16 protein-coding genes and 1 tRNA gene are annotated in these 18,530 nt (G+C 70.9%); 7 read left to right on the top strand and 10 right to left on the bottom strand.

Annotation, left to right across the window (positions count from 1 at the left end; translation table 11 throughout):
- Positions 1-92: 92 nt before the first annotated feature.
- Positions 93-767, top strand: a complete 675-nt coding sequence (locus ACIQR3_RS14560; protein ID WP_403538298.1) for an SUKH-4 family immunity protein — start codon at positions 93-95, stop codon at positions 765-767.
- Between the two features lie 25 nt (positions 768-792).
- Here the strand turns inward: ACIQR3_RS14560 and ACIQR3_RS14555 are convergent, their stop codons facing one another.
- The 3 genes from ACIQR3_RS14555 to ACIQR3_RS14545 form a co-directional block, all read right to left on the bottom strand.
- Positions 793-1,305, bottom strand: a complete 513-nt coding sequence (locus tag ACIQR3_RS14555) for a hypothetical protein (RefSeq protein WP_403538454.1) — start codon at positions 1,303-1,305, stop codon at positions 793-795.
- A gap of 413 nt (positions 1,306-1,718) precedes the next feature.
- Positions 1,719-2,144 (bottom strand): hypothetical protein, encoded by a 426-nt coding sequence (locus ACIQR3_RS14550; RefSeq protein ID WP_403538296.1) that lies wholly within the window; start codon positions 2,142-2,144, stop codon positions 1,719-1,721.
- 566 nt (positions 2,145-2,710) lie between these two features.
- The gene (locus tag ACIQR3_RS14545) at positions 2,711-3,700 is read right to left on the bottom strand and encodes a restriction endonuclease (protein WP_403538294.1); all 990 of its coding nucleotides are present in this window, start codon (positions 3,698-3,700) and stop codon (positions 2,711-2,713) included.
- A gap of 184 nt (positions 3,701-3,884) precedes the next feature.
- On the opposite strand from ACIQR3_RS14545, the gene ACIQR3_RS14540 reads away from it, so the two are divergent.
- Positions 3,885-5,747 carry a DUF262 domain-containing protein gene (locus ACIQR3_RS14540; RefSeq protein WP_403538293.1) on the top strand — a complete coding sequence of 621 codons (1,863 nt, stop codon included), beginning with the start codon at positions 3,885-3,887 and terminating at the stop codon, positions 5,745-5,747.
- A 97-nt stretch (positions 5,748-5,844) separates the two neighbouring features.
- On the opposite strand, the gene ACIQR3_RS14535 is transcribed toward ACIQR3_RS14540, so the two are convergent.
- Positions 5,845-5,916, bottom strand: a tRNA-Cys gene (locus ACIQR3_RS14535).
- A gap of 183 nt (positions 5,917-6,099) precedes the next feature.
- Between ACIQR3_RS14535 and ACIQR3_RS14530 the strand changes: the two genes are divergently transcribed.
- The 4 genes from ACIQR3_RS14530 to ACIQR3_RS14515 all read left to right on the top strand — a co-directional run bounded on the left by ACIQR3_RS14530 (position 6,100) and on the right by ACIQR3_RS14515 (position 11,535).
- Positions 6,100-7,536 carry an MFS transporter gene (locus tag ACIQR3_RS14530; protein WP_403538291.1) on the top strand — a complete coding sequence of 479 codons (1,437 nt, stop codon included), beginning with the start codon at positions 6,100-6,102 and terminating at the stop codon, positions 7,534-7,536.
- Between the two features lie 444 nt (positions 7,537-7,980).
- Complete coding sequence (locus ACIQR3_RS14525; RefSeq protein WP_403538290.1) at positions 7,981-9,777, top strand: DEAD/DEAH box helicase; 1,797 nt, start codon at positions 7,981-7,983, stop codon at positions 9,775-9,777.
- A gap of 294 nt (positions 9,778-10,071) precedes the next feature.
- Positions 10,072-10,713 (top strand): IclR family transcriptional regulator, encoded by a 642-nt coding sequence (locus ACIQR3_RS14520; RefSeq protein WP_403538289.1) that lies wholly within the window; start codon positions 10,072-10,074, stop codon positions 10,711-10,713.
- Positions 10,714-10,755: 42 nt separating this feature from the next.
- On the top strand, positions 10,756-11,535 hold the full coding sequence (locus ACIQR3_RS14515; protein ID WP_403538287.1) for a S16 family serine protease: 780 nt from the start codon (positions 10,756-10,758) through the stop codon (positions 11,533-11,535).
- A 10-nt stretch (positions 11,536-11,545) separates the two neighbouring features.
- On the opposite strand, the gene ACIQR3_RS14510 is transcribed toward ACIQR3_RS14515, so the two are convergent.
- Genes ACIQR3_RS14510 through ACIQR3_RS14490 form a run of 5 tightly spaced genes read right to left on the bottom strand, consistent with a single transcriptional unit; the run spans position 11,546 to position 15,765 of the window.
- Positions 11,546-12,505, bottom strand: a complete 960-nt coding sequence (locus ACIQR3_RS14510) for a glycine betaine ABC transporter substrate-binding protein (protein WP_403538286.1) — start codon at positions 12,503-12,505, stop codon at positions 11,546-11,548.
- A complete protein-coding gene (locus tag ACIQR3_RS14505; RefSeq protein ID WP_403538285.1) occupies positions 12,502-13,368 on the bottom strand; it encodes an ABC transporter permease in 867 nt (288 codons plus the stop codon). Before ACIQR3_RS14505 ends, ACIQR3_RS14510 begins: the two co-directional genes overlap by 4 nt.
- A complete protein-coding gene (locus ACIQR3_RS14500) occupies positions 13,368-14,624 on the bottom strand; it encodes a betaine/proline/choline family ABC transporter ATP-binding protein (RefSeq protein ID WP_403538283.1) in 1,257 nt (418 codons plus the stop codon). The genes ACIQR3_RS14505 and ACIQR3_RS14500 overlap by 1 nt, the downstream gene beginning before the upstream one ends.
- Entirely contained in the window at positions 14,617-15,264 is a 648-nt protein-coding gene (locus ACIQR3_RS14495) for an ABC transporter permease (protein WP_403538282.1), read from the bottom strand. Before ACIQR3_RS14495 ends, ACIQR3_RS14500 begins: the two co-directional genes overlap by 8 nt.
- A 30-nt stretch (positions 15,265-15,294) precedes the next feature.
- Positions 15,295-15,765: an Lrp/AsnC family transcriptional regulator gene (locus ACIQR3_RS14490; protein ID WP_403538453.1), complete on the bottom strand. Its 471-nt coding sequence runs from the start codon at positions 15,763-15,765 to the stop codon at positions 15,295-15,297.
- 125 nt (positions 15,766-15,890) lie between these two features.
- Between ACIQR3_RS14490 and hppD the strand changes: the two genes are divergently transcribed.
- Positions 15,891-17,036, top strand: a complete 1,146-nt coding sequence (gene hppD / locus ACIQR3_RS14485) for a 4-hydroxyphenylpyruvate dioxygenase (RefSeq protein ID WP_403538280.1) — start codon at positions 15,891-15,893, stop codon at positions 17,034-17,036.
- A gap of 11 nt (positions 17,037-17,047) precedes the next feature.
- Here the strand turns inward: hppD and ACIQR3_RS14480 are convergent, their stop codons facing one another.
- Positions 17,048-18,451, bottom strand: coding sequence for a tetratricopeptide repeat protein (locus tag ACIQR3_RS14480; RefSeq protein WP_403538279.1), 1,404 nt, complete (start codon positions 18,449-18,451; stop codon positions 17,048-17,050).
- Positions 18,452-18,530: the final 79 nt, after the last annotated feature.

Raw genomic sequence — 18,530 nt, 5'->3', positions numbered from 1 at the left:
TGGTGGCGCGTAGTGTGCGAAGCGGTGGGGGCGGCGCGGCCGGTCCCGTCCACGGGCACGCACGACATCCGGGGGAGACCATGCGCGGGGCGATGAGCGATACGACGATGACGGCGAGCGGTGTGTGCGCGGAGGGCCGGAGCGGCCGGTCCGCGCTGTCCCTGCTGACCCTGGTGCGCGCCGCGACGTCGGTGGAGGACCCGTCCTGGGCCCGGGGTGCCGTGCGGCGCGCGCCGGCGGGGGGCGAGCTGTCGCTGCTGTGGAAGACGTCGGTGCTGATCGGCTGCCTGGCCCTGGCCACGGGGCGTCGTAGCACCGTGCCGGCCCCGGAGCTGCCGTACCGCTTCCTGGACCGCGAGTTCGGCCGGGGACGGGTGACCCGTTTCGAGGAGGTCGACTTCCCGGCCTGCCTCACCCATGAGCCCACCCGCCGTTTCCTGTGCCGGACGGGTCTGCCCGAGGAGGCGTTCACCTTCCGGCTGGAGTCCGACGGCGACATGCCCCTGCCGACGCTGGCGGAGTACTACGAGGACGAGGAGTGCCGTCCCGCCCTGCCCGAGCGGGCGGACCGCCTCGTCCGTCTGGGCCGCCTGGCGGACGGTGCCACGGTGACCGTGGACGCCACCACGGGCACCGTCCTGACCTGGTACCCGACCACCGGCACCCTCAGCGCCCTGGCCCCGGACCTCCCCGCCTTCGCCCTCACCCTGTGGGCCCGGCACCGGGCGGCGCGACTGGAGGCCGTGGCGGGAATCGAGCCCGCCTGACGGCCGCTGCGATCTCGGCGGGTGCTTATTCCTCGGTGCCGAAGCAGCACCCGTAGGTGCCGTTGTCGTACGTCATCCGTTCCGGCAGGAGTTCATCGCAGTTCGGGCAGACGAGGAGATCGGGCGGGTTGATGCGCATGACCGCGGCATTCTTCATGGCGAAAACCGACAGCACCGCGGACCTGCCGTGTTCTTTGATTCCTTGCTGCAGGAACTCGAAGGCGCCGTACATGTGACCGCATTCGCACTCGATGCGGTTGCACCGGAACACGCCGATGTCCTCGATGCCGAGTTCCTGGGCGATCTTGGCCTTCTCCTCGTCCGACACCTTCCTGATGCCGGTCTCTCTGACCCGGGCAGGCGTCCAGTACCAGGTCTTGACGGCCTTCGCCTGTGACAGGGACGTGTAGAACGTCGCCGACCTGCCGCTGGTGATCGCGTCCCGGACGGTGCTCACGCTGGTGCAGTCGTCCGCCGCAATGACGGCTTTTCCGCTGGCTGCGACTCTTTCGACGTCGTCCAACGCAACTTTTTCCATACGGGTCACTTTTCTTCCGCCGACCCGTGAACGCCAGACGGCACGCTGTCGCTCCGCTCGATCGGCTCATGGCCGCGGAAAAGAGGCCGTGGCGGGAATCGAACCCGCGTAACTCGCTTTGCAGGTTTGTCCTGGCCGGCCAGGGCGTGCTCCAGAAGTTCTCGAAGCGTTCCATTCTGCGGGCTGACCTGGACGAGGCCCTCCCCGAGGCGGGGTGCTCAAGGGAGCTATGCACTGCACGGCCTCCACGTGTCGGCGTGCTTGGGGCACTGGCGGTAGTAGCTGTCATCCAGGTTCGGACTGCGTGGTGCTCGGCTGTACTGGGGCCGCCGTCCACGCCAGTGGCGTGTGTTGCGGCGATCGCACAGCGGCGCTTCTCCGAACTACCGTTCGGCACAAGGGTGCGCGTTGAGTCAGGAGCGTCCCGGCTCCCGGTCGCGTTCGTGGTAGGCGCGGAAGTCGAAGAAGCGCAGACCGTCGATCGCTGCTCCGGACTGGATTTCCTGCACGGTCCAGGGGTGGGCGGAGTAGTCATCGATCGCCACGCCTCCATGTTCGAGTAGCAGCGCGATCAGCTGGTGAACTTCTGCGGTGCCGTCGATCCGACCGGAGATGTCCATCCGCACTGCCCAGGTGGGGTGGAATCCGACGGCCCCGTCGAGGACCGCCACGCCGGCGGGCTCCCAGTCAGCGAAGAGGCAGCCGTTCCGCTCTTCGTCGATGTCGATGTAGAGGTTGCCGTCCAGGGTCCAGGGATGGCGCTGCTGGTTCAGGTGCCGATCAAGTGAGGCGATGGTCTCAGCTCGCTCACCTGCGGGGAACACGAACACTGTGCGCATGGCTTGGAGCCTAGGCGGTGCGTCTTCGAGGCGGCTACGAGTATCAAGGCTGGTCCGGGGCCGGTGGGGAGGTACGTCCGGCGATGCTGGCGAAGGTAGGCAGGCCCAGGTGCGTGACCGTGGGCTTGAGAGCGGCGTCGAGCTGAGACATTTTGTCTTCGGCGCCGGCGACGCTGATCTCGAGGCCTTCGACTTCGCCGAGCCAACCCTCTCGCTGGGCCTCGGCGATCCTGTCGATCAGGTTGTCGCGGATCCCGATCAGTCGGTCTTGCGGGGAGGGTTCGGGGCGGAGGAGCGAGCATCGGACGCAAGCGTGCTCGTGGATGCACGTACTGGATCAAGGCGTGAGGGCTGGCCTCCAGCATCTCCTCGATCCGGACGCCAGTGTGCTGCAGGAATTCGATCGTGGCCCAGGCCCAGAACGCCCGTTCCTCGAGCAGTCCCAGATGGACGCGTCGGCCGGACTCGTCGTAGGCCTGGAACGGAGTCGACGAGTCCTTCTTCTGGCGCGGGTAGGTTCTGCCCGATGGAGCCAACGGGGGCTCCAATCAGGTTGTGCGGTCCGGTCAGGGTCCGCCTTCGGGCGGCAACGGGGTGCGGCTGTGATGCCAGGGCGGCTGATCTCTTCCGTCGGCCCACCGGTCGAGCCGGTCGGCGTGCACGATCTCGATGCCCGCAGCCTTGGCCAGGCGAGCCGCGGGGGTGGTGACGGTTCCGGTGGTCACCAGCACCGCCACGTCGGCATGGTGGATGTTGAACACGGTTCCGGCGAACCTCTGAAGATCGGGGCTGGCGACTTTGCCCCGGTACTGCTTGCACTGGATCACCACCTTGCGCCCGTCAGGGGTATAGGCGACGACGTCCGCCCCAAGGTCCCCGGCCCCGCCGATCGCCCGCACCCGGGTGCAGCCGTCCTTGCGGCACAACTCGGCGACGGCGTACTCGAACTCGGTCGGAGACAAGGCGAACCAGTCGGGTACCGCACGGGGCTCGGCTGGGGCGGGTGCGGTCGTCTCCAGGGCACGCGCTTGCTCTTTCAGGGACGCGGTCAACCGAAGAAGATCTTGGTAGCGCTCCGCACGGCCGTCGGGAGCCTCGAAAACGGCTTGGAGAGTGCGGTAGGCGTCATCCGCCTCGCGGAGTTGGAGGGTGTACTTCTCCGGGCTGTAGCTGGTCCGGGACCCTGCGGGCAGGATCTCGCCCACGGTCACCTTGTGGAACAGCCGTCTTCCGTTGATGTACGACACGACCTGACTGATGGTGTCGAATCCCCCGGCACGGTGCTGAACGAGCCGCACGGTGGCGTGGCCGTCGTCGACGGCGTCGATGCCGATGCCCAGTGCGACAGGCATGTCCCAGGAGTCGTACCGGTGGTCGTAGGTGCCCGTGTACTGCTTCGACTCCAGCACGATGCCGCTGCCGAGGATGTCCTTGCGCGCCTCCTCCATCGCTGCCGTCCATGCGGCGCGCACGCTGCCGGGCATGCTCGCAAGTGCCTTCTCGGCGGCAGCCCGGATCGTGACATCGCTGACGTGCCCGGGGTCCCCGAACCACATGAGTGCCGATCCTCCCTCACCCTCTCCTGGCCGACGCCAGGGCGACCCGCTCATGATGCTAGGCCCAAGGACCGTCATCCCAATTGGTCTTGCGGATGCGGAGGTTCACAGGAAGGGCGATCAGATCTGGCGCTGCGCCGTTACGCTGCGATGACCATGCAGGTGCTGGGGGACCGGAGGGGCGATGCAGGCCGGCGACGTCAAGCTGGGAAAGGTTTTCGCGAACGACCACCAGAGCGTGATCCCAATCTTCCAGAGGTCCTATGTATGGGATCAGGAGGAGAACTGGGAACCCTTGTGGACGGACGTCCGGACGGCGGCGGAGGAAGTGGAGACGGAGACAGAGCCCCAGAGTGGTACGGGGCAGTCGAAGCCGCGCACCTACTTCCTGGGCGCCGTGGTCGTACAAGAGCGGTACCGGCCACCCCGACGCCTCGGTTCGTCCCACATCATCGACGGTCAGCAGCGTATGACCACGCTGCAGGTCCTCTTCGCGGCAGCTCGGGCTGTCGCCCACGACATTGCCGCCGACAGCGTCGTCGGGCGTTTCACGAGTCTGTTGGAGAACCGGCCGGAGACGGTTCACGAGGCGTTCCCGGACGACCGCTACAAGGTTTGGCCGCTCCCGCAGGACCGCGCGGCATTCCTCTGGGCCGTACGCGGGACCGACGACGACGGTACGGCGCCCGCCCCCGACCACCGGCTGGTCCGTGCCCGCGTGTGGTTCGAGCAGGAGATCGGCGATTGGGCCAAGGCCGCACCCAACCCAGCCCAGCGGCTCGACGACTTGTTCTACACGCTTCAAGAGCGCATGCAGCTCGTCGAGATCATCCTGGACGCGGGTGACGACCCTCAGGTGATTTTCGAGGCGCTGAACCACCGTGGAGTGCGCCTCGACGCCGCGGACCTCGTGAAGAACCTCCTTTTCCAGACCGTCGAGGCGCAAGGGGAGCACCAGCACTCCGAAGAGCTGTTGATGAGCGCCTGGCTGCCTCTGGATGCCGAACCCTGGCGTGGTCAGGTCACCACCGGACGCATCAGGCGTGCCCTGATCGACCTGCTCCTGGCCTATTGGCTGACTGTTCAGAAGCGTCAAGACGTCCTGGTAGAACATCTGTTCGCCGACTTCAAGAAGTGGCTACCGGAAAGTCGCCGACGGGCTTCGGACGTGATCCGGGACATCAGGCATTACGCCGAGACGTATGAGCGGGTTCGGGGATTGCCGCTGACCGATCCCACCGGCCGATTGGTCGACCGCATGCAGACCATGACGATGACGCCGTGGCCGGTGCTGCTCTATCTGCACGCGACAGACGACGTACCGAACGACCAGCGAGCGATCGCGGCCCGCGCCATCGACTCCTTTCTCATGCGGCGAGCCGTGTGCCTGATGACGACGAAGGACTACAACCGACTCTTCGTCCAGGTACTGACCGATGCTCAGCAGAGCGATCACGCTCGGGCAGGTCACGCCGTTGTGCGCAGCCTGCGGAATCAAACGGCCGACGCCCGGCTATGGCCTGACGACCAAGAGTTCCTTGCCGCCCTGATCGCGAACGATCTCTACCGTCGTTCCTACCGAGCCCGGTTGAAGGCACTGCTGGTCGGACTGGAGAATCACCTGCGGACGCCGAAGACCGAGCACGCGCCGGCGCTTTCCAGCGCGGACTCCCAACTGAACATCGAGCATGTTCTGCCGCAGAAATGGGAGACGCACTGGCCGCTGAACGACGGTGACAGTGATGAGGGCTTGAAGAAACGGCAGGAGGCGGTCCATCAGCTCGGCAATCTCACGCTCACCACCACGAAGCTCAACCCGTCGTTGAGCAATCGGGAATGGCCTCATAAGAAGGACAGCCTGCGTGCTCACAGCCTCTTGCGGCTGACGACCTCGTCAGTACTCTCCGCGCCGGAGGGACTTCGAGACCAGTGGAGCAACGAGCAATGGGCCGAGTGCTGGGACGAGGACCGGATTCAGCTGCGCACCTTGTGGCTCGCCCGTATCGCCCTCCAGGCGTGGCCGAAGCCCAAGGAGGACACCGACTGACGAAACGGGAGTGCCCCGCTGTGATGCCTCGCCCTTGCCTGCGGTGCGGGGCACCACCCATTCCTCGCTCGTAGCCGGAACTGAGACGGACAGCCAGAGGCCGTGGCGGGAATCGAACCCGCGTAACTCGCTTTGCAGGCGAGCCCCTCAACCACTCGGGCACACGGCCGTGTGCGTCGTTCGTGGACGACCGTAGGCGGGGGAGGAGGGCCGGCTCAAGGGAAGGGCGGGGGCTGCAACGGGACTGCCATACGCCGTTCATGAACGGGCTGGGGGCGTAGGACCAAGGTCGTTGCCGAGTCCCGTCTCCGGACAGGGTTCAACCTCGCTTTCGCCTCTTACGCTGACGGTCATGACCGTCTCCGAATCGCGCGACACCGGTGTCGCCGCCGTCCCGTCCGGCAAGCCCGAGACCGTGCTCAGCCCCGCCCACCGGGCCCTGAGCATCGGCATCGTCTCCGTCATCGTGCTGATCGCGTTCGAGGCGACGGCGGTGGGAACCGCGATGCCGGTGGCGGCGCGGGAGCTGGACGGGGTGTCGTTGTACGCGTTCGCGTTCTCGGGGTACTTCACGACGAGCCTGTTCGGGATGGTGCTCTCGGGGCAGTGGTCCGACCGGCGCGGTCCGCTGGCGCCGCTGGCGTGGGGGATCGGCAGCTTCGCGGCCGGGCTGCTGGTGTCGGGGACGGCCCAGGCGATGTGGCTGTTCATCCTCGGGCGGGCCGTGCAGGGGCTCGGCGGCGGGCTGGTGATCGTCGCCCTGTACGTGGTCGTGGGGCGGGCCTATCCGGAACGGCTGCGCCCGGCGATCATGGCGGCGTTCGCGGCCGGGTGGATCGTGCCGTCCATCGTCGGCCCGCTGGCCTCGGGGGCGGTGACCGAGCACCTGGGGTGGCGCTGGGTGTTCGTCGGGATTCCGGTCCTGGTGGCCGTCCCGCTGGCACTCGCGCTGCCGCGGATACGGGAGCGGGCGTCCGGGCCGGTGACCCCGGGCGCGCCCGCCTCCTTCGACCGCCGCCGCATCCGGCTGGCCCTCGCGATCTCGCTCGGCGCCGGACTCCTCCAGTACGCCGCCCAGGACCTGCGGTGGATCTCCGTCGTGCCGGGTGCGGCGGGCGCCGCGCTGCTCGTCCCGGCCGTGCTCGGGCTGCTCCCGCGCGGCACCTACCGGGCCGCCCGCGGCCTGCCCTCGGTCGTCCTGCTGCGCGGCGTCGCGGCCGGCTCCTTCATCGCCGCGGAGTCCTTCGTCCCGCTGATGCTGGTCACCCAGCGGGGGCTCAGCCCGACGCTGGCCGGGTTCTCGCTGGCGGCGGGCGGGCTGACCTGGGCCGGGGGTTCCTGGTTGCAGTCCCGGGCCCGGGTGGAGCCGTACCGGGAGCGCCTGATGGCCCTCGGCATGGTGCTGGTCGCCGCCGCCATCGCCGCCGCGCCGAGCGTCCTCGTCGACGCCGTGCCCGCCTGGACGGTGGCCGTCGCCTGGGCCTTCGGCTGCTTCGGCATGGGCCTGGTGATCTCCTCCACCAGCGTGCTCCTGCTCAAGCTCTCCGCCCCCGAGGAGGCGGGCACCAACTCCGCCGCCCTCCAGATCTCCGACGGCCTCTCCAACGTCCTGCTGCTGGCGGCCGGGGGAGCGGCCTTCGCCGCGCTCGGCGGCGGCACGGTCACCCACACGGCGACCGAGGCCGCGGGGTCCCGTCCGGGGGCGTTCGCGGCGGTCTTCCTGCCGATGGCGGGGGTGGCGCTGGTGGGCGCGTGGGTGGCGACCCGGCTGCGGACGGCCGAGCGGTGAGCGGTCCGGTGGGCGGTCCGGTGGGTGGTCCGGTGGGTGGTCCGGTGGGTGGTGCGGTGGGTGGTCCGGTGGGTGGTGCGGTGGGTGGTGCGGTAGGTGGACCGGCGGGTGGTGCGGCGGGCAGTGCGTGGGGCAGCGCGGCGGGCAGTGCGTCGGGTGGTGCGGCGGGCAGTACGACGCGCGGTGCGGCGGGTGGTCCGGCGGGCAGCGCGGCAGGCGGTCCGGCGGGCAGTGCGACGGGTGGTCCGGTGGGCGGTGCGACGGGCGGCGCGAGCGGCTGCGGGGACGTCGTCGGGAGGTCGTGAGGGCCGGTCGGGACGGTGGTGTGACCTCCGTCCCACCCGGTGCCGACCCGCCTGCGTCCGGGCGTGGCCCGGTCCCGGCCGCCGGTAGGGTGGCCCGGTTGTCATACGTGGCCGAGCCGACCGACCCCCTTCGGAGACCGTGACTACCACCGCCAGTTCCAGCGCCTCGCACCACCTGTCGCCGGCCTTCCCCGGCCGTGCCCCCTGGGGCACCGCCGGCAAGCTGCGGGCCTGGCAGCAGGGGGCGATGGAGAAGTACATCCAGGAACAGCCCCGCGACTTCCTGGCGGTCGCCACACCCGGCGCCGGCAAGACGACCTTCGCGCTCACCCTGGCGTCCTGGCTGCTGCACCACCACGTCGTGCAGCAGGTGACCGTCGTGGCCCCGACCGAGCACCTGAAGAAGCAGTGGGCGGAGGCGGCGGCCCGGATCGGGATCAAGCTCGACCCCGAGTACAGCGCCGGACCGCTCGGCAAGGACTACCAGGGCGTCGCCGTCACCTACGCCGGTGTCGGCGTACGGCCGATGCTGCACCGCAACCGGGTCGAGCAGCGCAAGACGCTGGTCATCCTCGACGAGATCCACCACGCCGGTGACTCCAAGTCCTGGGGCGAGGCGTGCCTGGAGGCGTTCGAGCCGGCCACGCGGCGCCTCGCGCTGACCGGTACGCCGTTCCGGTCGGACACCAACCCCATCCCCTTCGTCACGTACGAGGAGGGCAACGACGGCATCCGGCGGTCCGCCGCCGACTACACGTACGGATACGGGTCCGCGCTCGCGGACGGGGTCGTGCGTCCCGTCATCTTCATGAGCTACAGCGGCAACATGCGCTGGCGGACGAAGGCCGGCGACGAGATCGCGGCGCGGCTCGGCGAGCCGATGACCAAGGACGCGATCAGCCAGGCCTGGCGGACCGCCCTCGACCCGCGCGGCGAGTGGATGCCGTCCGTCCTGCGCGCCGCCGACCAGCGGCTCACGGAGGTCAGGAAGGCCATTCCGGACGCCGGGGCGCTCGTCATCGCCGCCGACCAGGACTCCGCCCGCGCCTACGCCAAGCTGATCCGGGAGATCACCGGCAGCAAGGCCACCCTCGTGCTGTCCGACGACGCCGGCGCGTCCAAGAACATCGACACCTTCAGCGGCAGCGACGACCGGTGGATGGTCGCCGTCCGGATGGTGTCGGAGGGCGTCGACGTGCCGCGGCTGGCGGTCGGGGTGTACGCCACGACCATCTCGACGCCGTTGTTCTTCGCGCAGGCCGTCGGACGTTTCGTGCGGTCCCGGCGACGGGGCGAGACCGCGTCCGTGTTCCTGCCGACCGTGCCCGACCTGCTCTCCTTCGCCAACGAGATGGAGCGCGAGCGCGACCACGTCCTCGACAAGCCCAAGAAGGAGGGCGAGGAGGACCCCTACGCCGAGTCCGAGAAGGAGATGGACGAGGCCAACAAGGAGCAGGACGAGGACACCGGCGAGCAGGAGCAGTTCTCCTTCGAGGCGCTGGAGTCGGAGGCCGTCTTCGACCGGGTCATGTACAACGGCGCCGAGTTCGGCATGCAGGCCCACCCGGGGAGCGAGGAGGAGCAGGACTACCTCGGCATCCCGGGACTGCTGGAGCCCGACCAGGTGCAGCTGCTGCTCCAGAAGCGGCAGGCCCGGCAGATCGCGCACAGCCGCAAGAAGCCGGACGAGGAGGCCGACCTCCTCGAACTCCCCGCCGAGCGGCGGCCGGTGGTCTCCCACAAGGAGATGATGGAGCTGCGCAAGCAGCTCAACACCATGGTCGGCGCCTACGTCCACCAGAGCGGCAAGCCGCACGGGGTCATCCACACCGAACTGCGGCGCGTCTGCGGCGGACCGCCCAGCGCCGAGGCCACCGCCGGACAGCTGCGGCAGCGCATCGCCAAGGTCCAGGAGTGGGCCACGCGCATGAAGTGAGCCCCGGGGCACGGGCCGTGTGCGGTACGTATGCGGACAAACACAGGCAGTCCGTACCGGTCGGGTGACCGGATTCTGGACGGAACCTTCCGCTGAGCGGACCGGCTCGCTACTGTCACGCTACGCACACGCCCCGTGGCAGCGCCGCCGCGGAGCGCAGCCGTGAAGCGACTCGGGCCCGGACACGCCGGGCCGCCGGCCGATCGGCGGCCTCTGAAGCACGTCGCCGACGGGACTCGGTGACGCATCCGCCGCGAAGGGGCCGCAGACCTCACCACAAAAGGAGTGGGCGTCGTGACCGCGGAGACCTCTCAGACGCTCGACAGGGGACTGCGTGTCCTCAAGCTGCTCGCCGAAACCGACCACGGGCTGACCGTCACCGAGCTGTCCCACCGGCTGGGTGTGAACCGTACCGTCGTGTACCGGTTGCTGGCCACTCTGGAACAGCACGCCCTCGTCCGCCGTGACCTGGGCGGCCGTGCCCGGGTGGGGCTCGGGGTACTGGGCCTGGGCCGCCAGGTGCACCCCCTGGTGCGGGAGGCGGCGATGCCGGCGCTGCGCGCGCTGGCCGAGGACATCGGGGCCACGGCCCACCTGACGCTGGTGGACGGGGCGGAGGCGCTGGCCGTCGCCGTCGTCGAACCGACCTGGACCGACTACCACGTGGCCTACCGCGCCGGGTACCGGCATCCGCTGGACCGGGGCGCCGCCGGCAAGGCGATCCTCGCCGCCCGGCAGCAGCCGGCCACCGACCCCGGCTTCACCCTCACCGAGGGCGAGCTGGAGGCCGGGGCGTGCGGGGCGGCGGCGCCGCTGGTGGGGGTGTCGGGCGTCGAGGGCAGCGTGGGGGTGGTGATGCTGTCGGACGTGGTGCCGGAGCGGGTCGGACCGCGGGTGATGGACGCCGCCCGGGAGGTGGCGGAGGCGCTGCGGTGACGCGGGGCGGGGCGCCGGAGGGGGCCGCGTTAGATTGACTCCGTGCTCTCTCGTCTCACGCGCCCCCAGACCCTGGCCGTCTGCGCCCTGCCCGTCGTGGCGCTGTTCGCCACGGCGGTGTTCGCGCCGCTGCCGTTCTCCGTGGCGCAGCCCGGGATGACGGCGAACGTGCTCGGCGAGAACCGCGGCACCCCGGTGATCACCATCTCCGGCGCCCCCGTCCGCGAGACCACCGGGCAGCTGCGGATGACGACCATCGTGGCGACCGGCCCGGACACGAGGGTCTCGCTCGGTGACGTCCTCGGCAACTGGTTCGCCACCGACCGCGCGGTCATGCCGCGCGACGCCGTGTACCCGAGCGGCGACGACGAGCAGGAGATCGAGCAGTACAACAAGGAGCAGATGAAGGAGTCCCAGGACACGGCCACCGCCGCCGCCCTGGGCTACCTGGACCTCGACCCCGACGACGTCGACGTCACCCTGACGCTGGCCGACGTCGGCGGCCCCAGCGCCGGGCTGCTGTTCTCCCTCGGCATCGTCGACAAGCTGGACGACTCCGACCTCACCGGCGGCCGGACCATCGCCGGCACCGGCACCATCAGCGGTGACGGCGAGGTCGGTGCCGTCGGCGGCGTACCGCTGAAGACCAAGGCGGCCCGGCGGGACGGCGCCACCGTGTTCCTCGTACCGAAGGACGAGTGCGCGGACGCGCAGGCCGAGCTGCCCGCGGGGCTGCGGCTGATCCCGGTGACGACGCTGAAGGGCGCGGTCGACGCGCTGCACGCCCTGGACACCGGCAAGGGCGACGTCCCCCGCTGCTGAGCCGCCCGCCTCACCCCTCCTTCACGAACCCCTTCTCCGTCATCCAGTCCAGCGCCACCTGGTGCGGGTCCTCCCCGTCCACGTCGACCTTGGCGTTCAGCTCCCGCGCCACGTCGTTGGTCAGGGCCCGGGTCACCGGGTCGAGTACGTCGGCGATGGCCGGCCACTTCTTCATGGTGTCGGTGCGGATCATGGGCGCCGCGTTGTAGTTGGGGAAGAACTTCTTGTCGTCCTCCATCACCACCAGGTCCATGGACTCGATCCGCCCGTCGGTGGTGAACACCTCGCCGTAGGCGCAGGCGCCCTTCGCCGTCTGGGTGTAGATGATCCCGGTGTCCATCTGCGTGATGTTCCCGGCCGGCAGGCGCATCCCGTACGTCTTCTGCAGCCCCGGCAGCCCGTCCGCGCGGTTGGCGAACTCGCCCTCCACGCACAGCGTCACCGCGCCGGGGTCCTCCTTCGACAACGCGGCGACCTCGGACATGGTCCGGGTGCGGTGCTTCTCGAAGTTCGCCTGGTTCGTCGCCAGCGCGTACGTGTTGTTCAGCGGGGCGGCCGGCAGCCAGGTCAGGCCGTTCCCCGCGTCGGCCTCCTTCACCGCCGCCCACTGGCGGTGCGGGTCGGGGACCGGCTCGCTGTTGCCCAGGTACGTGATCCAGGCGGTGCCGGTGTACTCGTAGGTGGCGTCGGCGTCTCCGTTCTCGACGGCCGCCCGGGTGCCGACGGAGCCCTGGATGCCGGTGCGGTCCAGCACCTCGGCGCCGGCCGCCTCGAAGGCGATGCCCATGATCGCGCCGAGGATCAGCTGTTCGGTGAACTCCTTGGAGACGACGGTGAGGTCGGCGCCCGCCAGCGGCCTGCCGCGCCCGATGGTGCCCGGTTCGACGTCGTCGGCCATGGGGGAGCCGCTGGTCAGTCCGCAGCCGGCGAGCAGGGCGGCGGCGAGCAGCAGGCAGCCGGGCCGCCTCATGCGCCCGCCTCCAGACCCCGGGGCCGCAGCAGCAGTTCGGCCAGCGAGGCCAGCCAGTCCACCAGCAGGGCCAGGGCGACGGTGAGCACCGAGCCCAGCACCAGGACCGGCATCCGCTGGCTGGTGATGCCCGTGGTGATCAGCACGCCGAGGCCGCCGCCCCCGCCGAACGTCGCCAGGGTCGCCGTACCGACGTTCAGGACGAGGGCCGTGCGCACCCCCGCCAGGATCAGCGGGACGGCGAGCGGGAGTTCGACGCGGGTGAGGACGCCGAAGGGGGACATGCCGATGCCGCGGGCCGCCTCCAGGAGGGTGGGGTCGTTGGCCTTCAGGCCCGCGATGGTGTTGGACAGCACCGGCAGGATCGCGTAGACGATGATGCCGATCAGGGCGGCGCGGCGGCCGATGCCGAGCCAGATCACCAGCAGCGCCAGCAGACCGATCGCCGGGGTGGCCTGGCCCGTGTTGGCGAAGGCGAGGGCGACCGGGGTGGCCTTGCGGAACATCCGGCGGGTGAGCAGGACGCCCAGCGGGATCGCGATGATCAGGACGAAGAAGGTGGAGATCACCGTGAGCTGGACGTGCTGCCACAGCGCCTTGGTGACCTGGCCGCCGGACAGGGCGTTCTCGCTCAGCGCGTCCAGGTCGGCCTGCCGGAACCACAGCCAGGTCGCCAGCAGCACGCAGACCAGCACCACCGGCAGGAAGGTCAGCTTCCGCCAGCCGATCCGGCGCCGGGTGGCGGCCGGGGACGGCGGGGGAGCGGCGGCGCCGGTCTCCGTGGCGCCGTCGTCGGCGCCGTCGTCCGGGACGGCGGCCGGGGGGCCGTCGCCGGGCCGGGGGAAGCGGGAGGCAGGGCACATCACGCCGGAGCCTCCCCGGTGGGCGGTCCGAAGCCCTCCTGCTCGGCGTGGGTGCGGTCGGCCCGCGCCTCCTCCAGGTCGTGCTGGTGCTCCAGCGCGTCCAGCCGGTCCGCCTCCAGGAGTTCGTGCACGGAGTTCATCAGCGTCTCCATGTCGACGACGCCCTCGTACCGGCCGTGCCGCCCGGTGACCGCGACCCGCCCGGCGTTGTCGGTGAGCACCGCCTCCAGCGCGTCCCGCAGCGTGGCGTCCCGCGTCACCGTGTCGTGCACCAGCGCCCCGGCCCGCGCGAGCGACCCCTTGGCCCGCATCAGATCGCCGCGCCGCAGCCACTTGTAGGGGCGCCGCCGCTTGTCCAGCAGCAGGATCTCGTTGCTGCCGCTGTCCCGCAGCCGGTCGAAGATGTGCTGGAGCGGGTCGTCGATGGTGACCGTCGGGTAGTCGGTGATGCCGACGTCCCGTACGCGGGTGAGGTTGAGGCGTTTCAGGGCCGCCCCGGCGCCGACGAAGCCGGAGACGAAGTCGTCGGCCGGGTTGGTGAGGATCGCCTCCGGGGTGTCGAACTGCGCGATGTGCGACTGTTCGCGCAGCACCGCGATCCGGTCGCCGACCTTGATCGCCTCGTCGAAGTCGTGGGTGACGAAGACGATCGTCTTGTGCAGCTCGCGCTGGAGCCGGATCAGCTCGTCCTGGAGGTGGTCCCGGGTGATCGGGTCGACCGCGCCGAACGGCTCGTCCATCAGCAGCACCGGCGGATCGGCGGCCAGCGCCCGCGCCACGCCCACCCGCTGCTGCTGGCCGCCGGAGAGCTGGCGGGGGTAGCGGCCGTGGAACTCGCCCGGGTCCAGGCCCACCAGGTCGAGCATCTCCTCCACCCGGTCCCTGATCCGCGCCTTCGACCAGCCGGTCATCCGGGGCACCAGGGCGATGTTCTGGGCGACGGTCATGTGCGGGAAGAGCCCGGAGGACTGGATGGCGTAGCCGACCTTGCGGCGCAGCCGCACCGGGTCGATGTCGGTGACGTCCTCGCCGTTGATGCGGATCCGGCCGCCGGACGGCTCGATCAGCCGGTTGATCATCTTCAGGGTGGTGGACTTGCCGCACCCCGAGGGGCCGACGAAGACGACCGTCTCGCCCGCCCCGATCTGCATGGAGACGTTGTCCACGGCGGGCTGCGGGTTGCCGTGGTAGCGCTTGGTGAGGTTCTCCAGCTCGATGGTGGCCCCCGTGGCGGAGGCGGCGGTCGGCTCAGGCACGGATCCCCCTGGGAATGGTCAGCCGTCCCAGCAGGACGTACGCGGCGTCGAACAGCAGCGCCAGGACGATGATCCCGAGCGTGCCCGAGAGCACCTGGTTGAGCGCGTTCTCGCTGCCCAGCGAGGCGATCCCGCGGAAGATCTCGTTGCCGAGCCCGGGTCCGGAGGCGTACGCGGCGATCGCCGCGATGCCCATCAGCATCTGCGTGGAGACCCGGATGCCGGTCAGGATCGGCGGCCAGGCCAGCGGCAGCTCCACCCGCAGCAGCCGGGCCGGGCGCGACATGCCGATGCCCTTGGCCGCGTCCACCAGCGCCGGGTCGACGCCGCGCAGCCCGACGATCGCGTTGCGCACGATGGGCAGCAGGCCGTACAGGGTCAGCGCGGTCACCGTCGGCGGCACCCCGAGCCCGACGACCGGGATGAGCAGGCCGATCATGGCCAGCGAGGGGATGGTCAGGATCGTCGAGGTGGCCAGGGTCGCCAGGTTCCCGGCCCACTCGCTGCGGTAGGTGACCACACCGATCGCTACGCCCAGCACGGTCGCCACCACCATGCACTGGAAGACGGCGCTGGCGTGCTGCCCGGCGTCCGCGAGCAGCTGCTGGTGGCGGCTGCCGAGGAACTCCCAGAAGTCCACCGCCGCTCACCGCCTCGTCGTCCCGGTCGCTCACCGGTCCTCGGCCGCCTGCTCCACCAGCGGGATGACCCGCAGGGGGACGGGATTCTCCATGACGATCGCCGTGGCGGCCCGGACGATGCCATCAAAACCGACAACCCGGTCGATCACCCGTTGGAGATCGGCGTTGGAACGGGCCACAAGGCGGCACAGCATGTCGTTGGCGCCGGTGGTGGTGTGCAGCTCCAGCACCTCCGGCACCGACGCCAAGTGCGCCCGCACATCGGCCCCTTGACCCTGCCGGATCTGCAGCGTGGCGAACGCGGTGACCGGGTAGCCGAGCGCCGCCGGGTCCACCTCCGGCCCGAACCCGCGGATGACTCCGTTCGACTGAAGCCGCTCCAGCCGCGCCTGCGCGGTGCCCCGGGCGACCCCCAGCCGCCGGGACATCTCCAGCACCCCGATCCGCGGCTCCCGCGCCAGCAGCGCGATGATCCGCCCGTCCAGCCGGTCGATCCCCATCCGCCCCGCCTCCGACCTGGTCATGTTGTACAGATCGCCCGGCCTGACCGCCGTAGCACTGGTCAGGCTGCCCAGCAAAGACGCGAACTATTGCGCACCTTGCGGGCCGGGGGGACCCTGCGGCTATGACGCAGACCACATCCCCCGCTCCCGACACCGCCCGGCAGGCCGACCCCTTCCCGGTCAAGGGAATGGACGCGGTCGTCTTCGCCGTGGGCAACGCCAAGCAGGCGGCGCACTACTACTCCACCGCCTTCGGCATGAAGCTGGTCGCCTACTCCGGACCGGAGAACGGCAGCCGCGAGACCGCCTCGTACGTCCTGGAGAACGGCTCCGCCCGCTTCGTGTTCACCTCCGTCATCAAACCGTCGACCGACCACGGCCGCTTCCTCGCGGCGCACGTGGCCGAGCACGGCGACGGCGTGATCGACCTCGCCATCGAGGTCCCCGACGCCCGCGCCGCGCACGCCTACGCCGTCGAGCACGGCGCCCGCTCGCTCGCCGAGCCGTACGAGGCCGAGGACGAGCACGGCACGGTCGTCCTCGCCGCCGTCGCCACCTACGGCGAGACCCGTCACACCCTGGTCGAACGCACCGGCTACGACGGCCCCTACCTCCCCGGCTACGCCGCCGCCGACCCGATCGTCGAGCCGCCCGCCGACCGCACCTTCCAGGCCGTCGACCACTGCGTCGGCAACGTCGAACTCGGCCGCATGAACGAATGGGTCGGCTTCTACCACCAGGTCATGGGCTTCACCAACATGAAGGAGTTCGTCGGCGACGACATCGCCACCGAGTACAGCGCCCTGATGTCCAAGGTGGTCGCCGACGGCACCCTCAAGGTCAAGTTCCCGATCAACGAGCCCGCCGTCGCCAGGAAGAAGTCCCAGATCGACGAGTACCTGGAGTTCTACGGCGGTGCCGGCGTCCAGCACATCGCGCTCAACACCAACGACATCGTCCGCACCGTGCGCACCATGAAGGCGAACGGCGTCCAGTTCCTGGACACGCCCGACTCCTACTACGACACCCTCGGCGAGTGGGCGGGCGAGACCCGCGTCCCCGTGGACGTGCTGCGCGAGCTGAGGATCCTGGTCGACCGCGACGAGGACGGCTACCTGCTCCAGATCTTCACCAAGCCGGTCCAGGACCGCCCGACCGTCTTCTTCGAACTCATCGAACGCCACGGTTCCATGGGCTTCGGCAAGGGCAACTTCAAGGCCCTTTTCGAGGCGATCGAGCGGGAGCAGGCCAAGCGCGGCAACCTCTGAAGGACGGTCCGCTATCCCGAGGGCGGGCTCTCCACCGAGGGCTCGCCCAGCTCCGCCGACACCTCCCGCGCCCGGGGCGCGTCCAACGGCGAGAACCACGGATTGATCCGCAACGCCTCCTGAAGATGCCGCCGAGCCGCCCCGTACCGCCCCACCTCCCGCTCGATCATCCCCCGGTGGTACACGTACGCCGCACTGCGCACCCCGCCCCCGCGCTCCCCGTCCGTCGCCCGCACCGCGTACTCCAGCGCCTCCCCGGCCCGCCCGTCCCGGTACAGCGCCCAGCCCAGCGCGTCCGCCACGGCGGTGGACGGCTGCCGCCGCCACTCGGCCCGCAGCCGCCGCACGGCCGCCGCCGCGTCCCCGTGCGCCGCCTCGAACCGCCCCAGCACCAGTTCCTCGTCCGCCCCGCCCGCGGCGGCGGCCCGCACCCGCTCCCGCAGCAGGTCGTACTGGACCCGCGCGGCCCGCCCCAGCCCCAGCGACTCGTACAGCTCGCCCAGCTCCAGCGCGTCCTCGGGGCGCGGCTGCCGGTCCAGCGCCGCCCGGTACGCCGTGAGCGCCTCCGACGTACGCCCCAGGGCCGCCAGCGCACGCCCCTGCCCGGCCTGCGCGGCCCGCTGGTCGGGATCGGTGCGCAGCGCCTCCCGGAAGTACCGCAGCGCCTCCTCCCGCTCCCCGCGCTCGAACGCCAGCCGCCCGGCCTGCTCCAGGTACGCCGCCCGCTCGGCCGGCGTCCGGGCCACCGCCACCGCGTCGGTGATCTGCGCCACCGCGTCCTCCCGCCAGCCCCGGTCCCGGTAGACGGCCGCCTTGCGCGCCCGCACCGCGGCCGTGCCCGGCCGCAGCTTCACGAGCCGCTCCAGGGCCCGCCCCACCGCCTTGTGGTCGCCGAGCCCGGTGTACGCGTCGATCAGCACCGCCTGCGTGGTCCACCGCTCCGGCGCCAGCCGCCGCGCCGCCTCCCCCCACCGCTTCGCCCCGGGGAAGTCCCGCCGCGCCACCGCCAGCGCGGCCAGCCCCTCCAGGACGGCGGGCGACTCCTCCAGCCGCAGGGCGGTGCGCAGCGCCCGCTCCGCCTTCGGGTAGCGCGCGGGGTCCGCCGTCCGCCGCCCCTGCTCGACGTAGGCGGCCCCGAGCACCGCCCAGGACCGCGCGTCCCGCGGGTGCGCCCGCACCCGGGCCTCCCGCTCGGCGATCAGCACCGCCAGACCGGGCAGCGCGGCCGGCGCCCCGGCGGCCACCGCGCCCCGCGCCAGGGCGGCCGGGCCCGGCGCGGGCGCCGTGACCGGGGCCGGCGGCCACAGCTCCCCGGGCAGCAGGGACGGCGCGACGCCGAGGACGGCGCACCCGGCCACCGAGGCGATCAGCCACCGCCGCCACCCGGCCCGACGCCGCTTAAGTCGGATTGTCATACCGCACACTGTGCGCCCGTACGGTCAGGACACCCGCGCAGGCGAAGGGCGGTGCCGACGGGGTTCACACCGATGGCCC

It is taken from the genome of Streptomyces sp. NPDC090994, assembly GCF_044768905.1.
In the GTDB taxonomy this organism is placed as follows: domain Bacteria; phylum Actinomycetota; class Actinomycetes; order Streptomycetales; family Streptomycetaceae; genus Streptomyces.
This window is presented reverse-complemented; position numbering and strand designations above follow the sequence as displayed.

What these genes read in the sequence shown, in the direction of transcription:
- ACIQR3_RS14490 (WP_403538453.1), bottom strand. Translation starts at nt 15,765, where the DNA reads ATGGGGATCGACCGGCTGGACGGGCGGATCATCGCGCTGCTGGCGCGG.
- ACIQR3_RS14555 (WP_403538454.1), bottom strand. Translation starts at nt 1,305, where the DNA reads ATGGAAAAAGTTGCGTTGGACGACGTCGAAAGAGTCGCAGCCAGCGGA.
- ACIQR3_RS14550 (WP_403538296.1), bottom strand. Translation starts at nt 2,144, where the DNA reads ATGCGCACAGTGTTCGTGTTCCCCGCAGGTGAGCGAGCTGAGACCATC.
- ACIQR3_RS14540 (WP_403538293.1), top strand. Translation starts at nt 3,885, where the DNA reads ATGCAGGCCGGCGACGTCAAGCTGGGAAAGGTTTTCGCGAACGACCAC.
- hppD (WP_403538280.1), top strand. Translation starts at nt 15,891, where the DNA reads ATGACGCAGACCACATCCCCCGCTCCCGACACCGCCCGGCAGGCCGAC.
- ACIQR3_RS14545 (WP_403538294.1), bottom strand. Translation starts at nt 3,700, where the DNA reads ATGTGGTTCGGGGACCCCGGGCACGTCAGCGATGTCACGATCCGGGCT.
- ACIQR3_RS14530 (WP_403538291.1), top strand. Translation starts at nt 6,100, where the DNA reads ATGACCGTCTCCGAATCGCGCGACACCGGTGTCGCCGCCGTCCCGTCC.
- ACIQR3_RS14480 (WP_403538279.1), bottom strand. Translation starts at nt 18,451, where the DNA reads ATGACAATCCGACTTAAGCGGCGTCGGGCCGGGTGGCGGCGGTGGCTG.
- ACIQR3_RS14505 (WP_403538285.1), bottom strand. Translation starts at nt 13,368, where the DNA reads ATGTGCCCTGCCTCCCGCTTCCCCCGGCCCGGCGACGGCCCCCCGGCC.
- ACIQR3_RS14510 (WP_403538286.1), bottom strand. Translation starts at nt 12,505, where the DNA reads ATGAGGCGGCCCGGCTGCCTGCTGCTCGCCGCCGCCCTGCTCGCCGGC.
- ACIQR3_RS14560 (WP_403538298.1), top strand. Translation starts at nt 93, where the DNA reads ATGAGCGATACGACGATGACGGCGAGCGGTGTGTGCGCGGAGGGCCGG.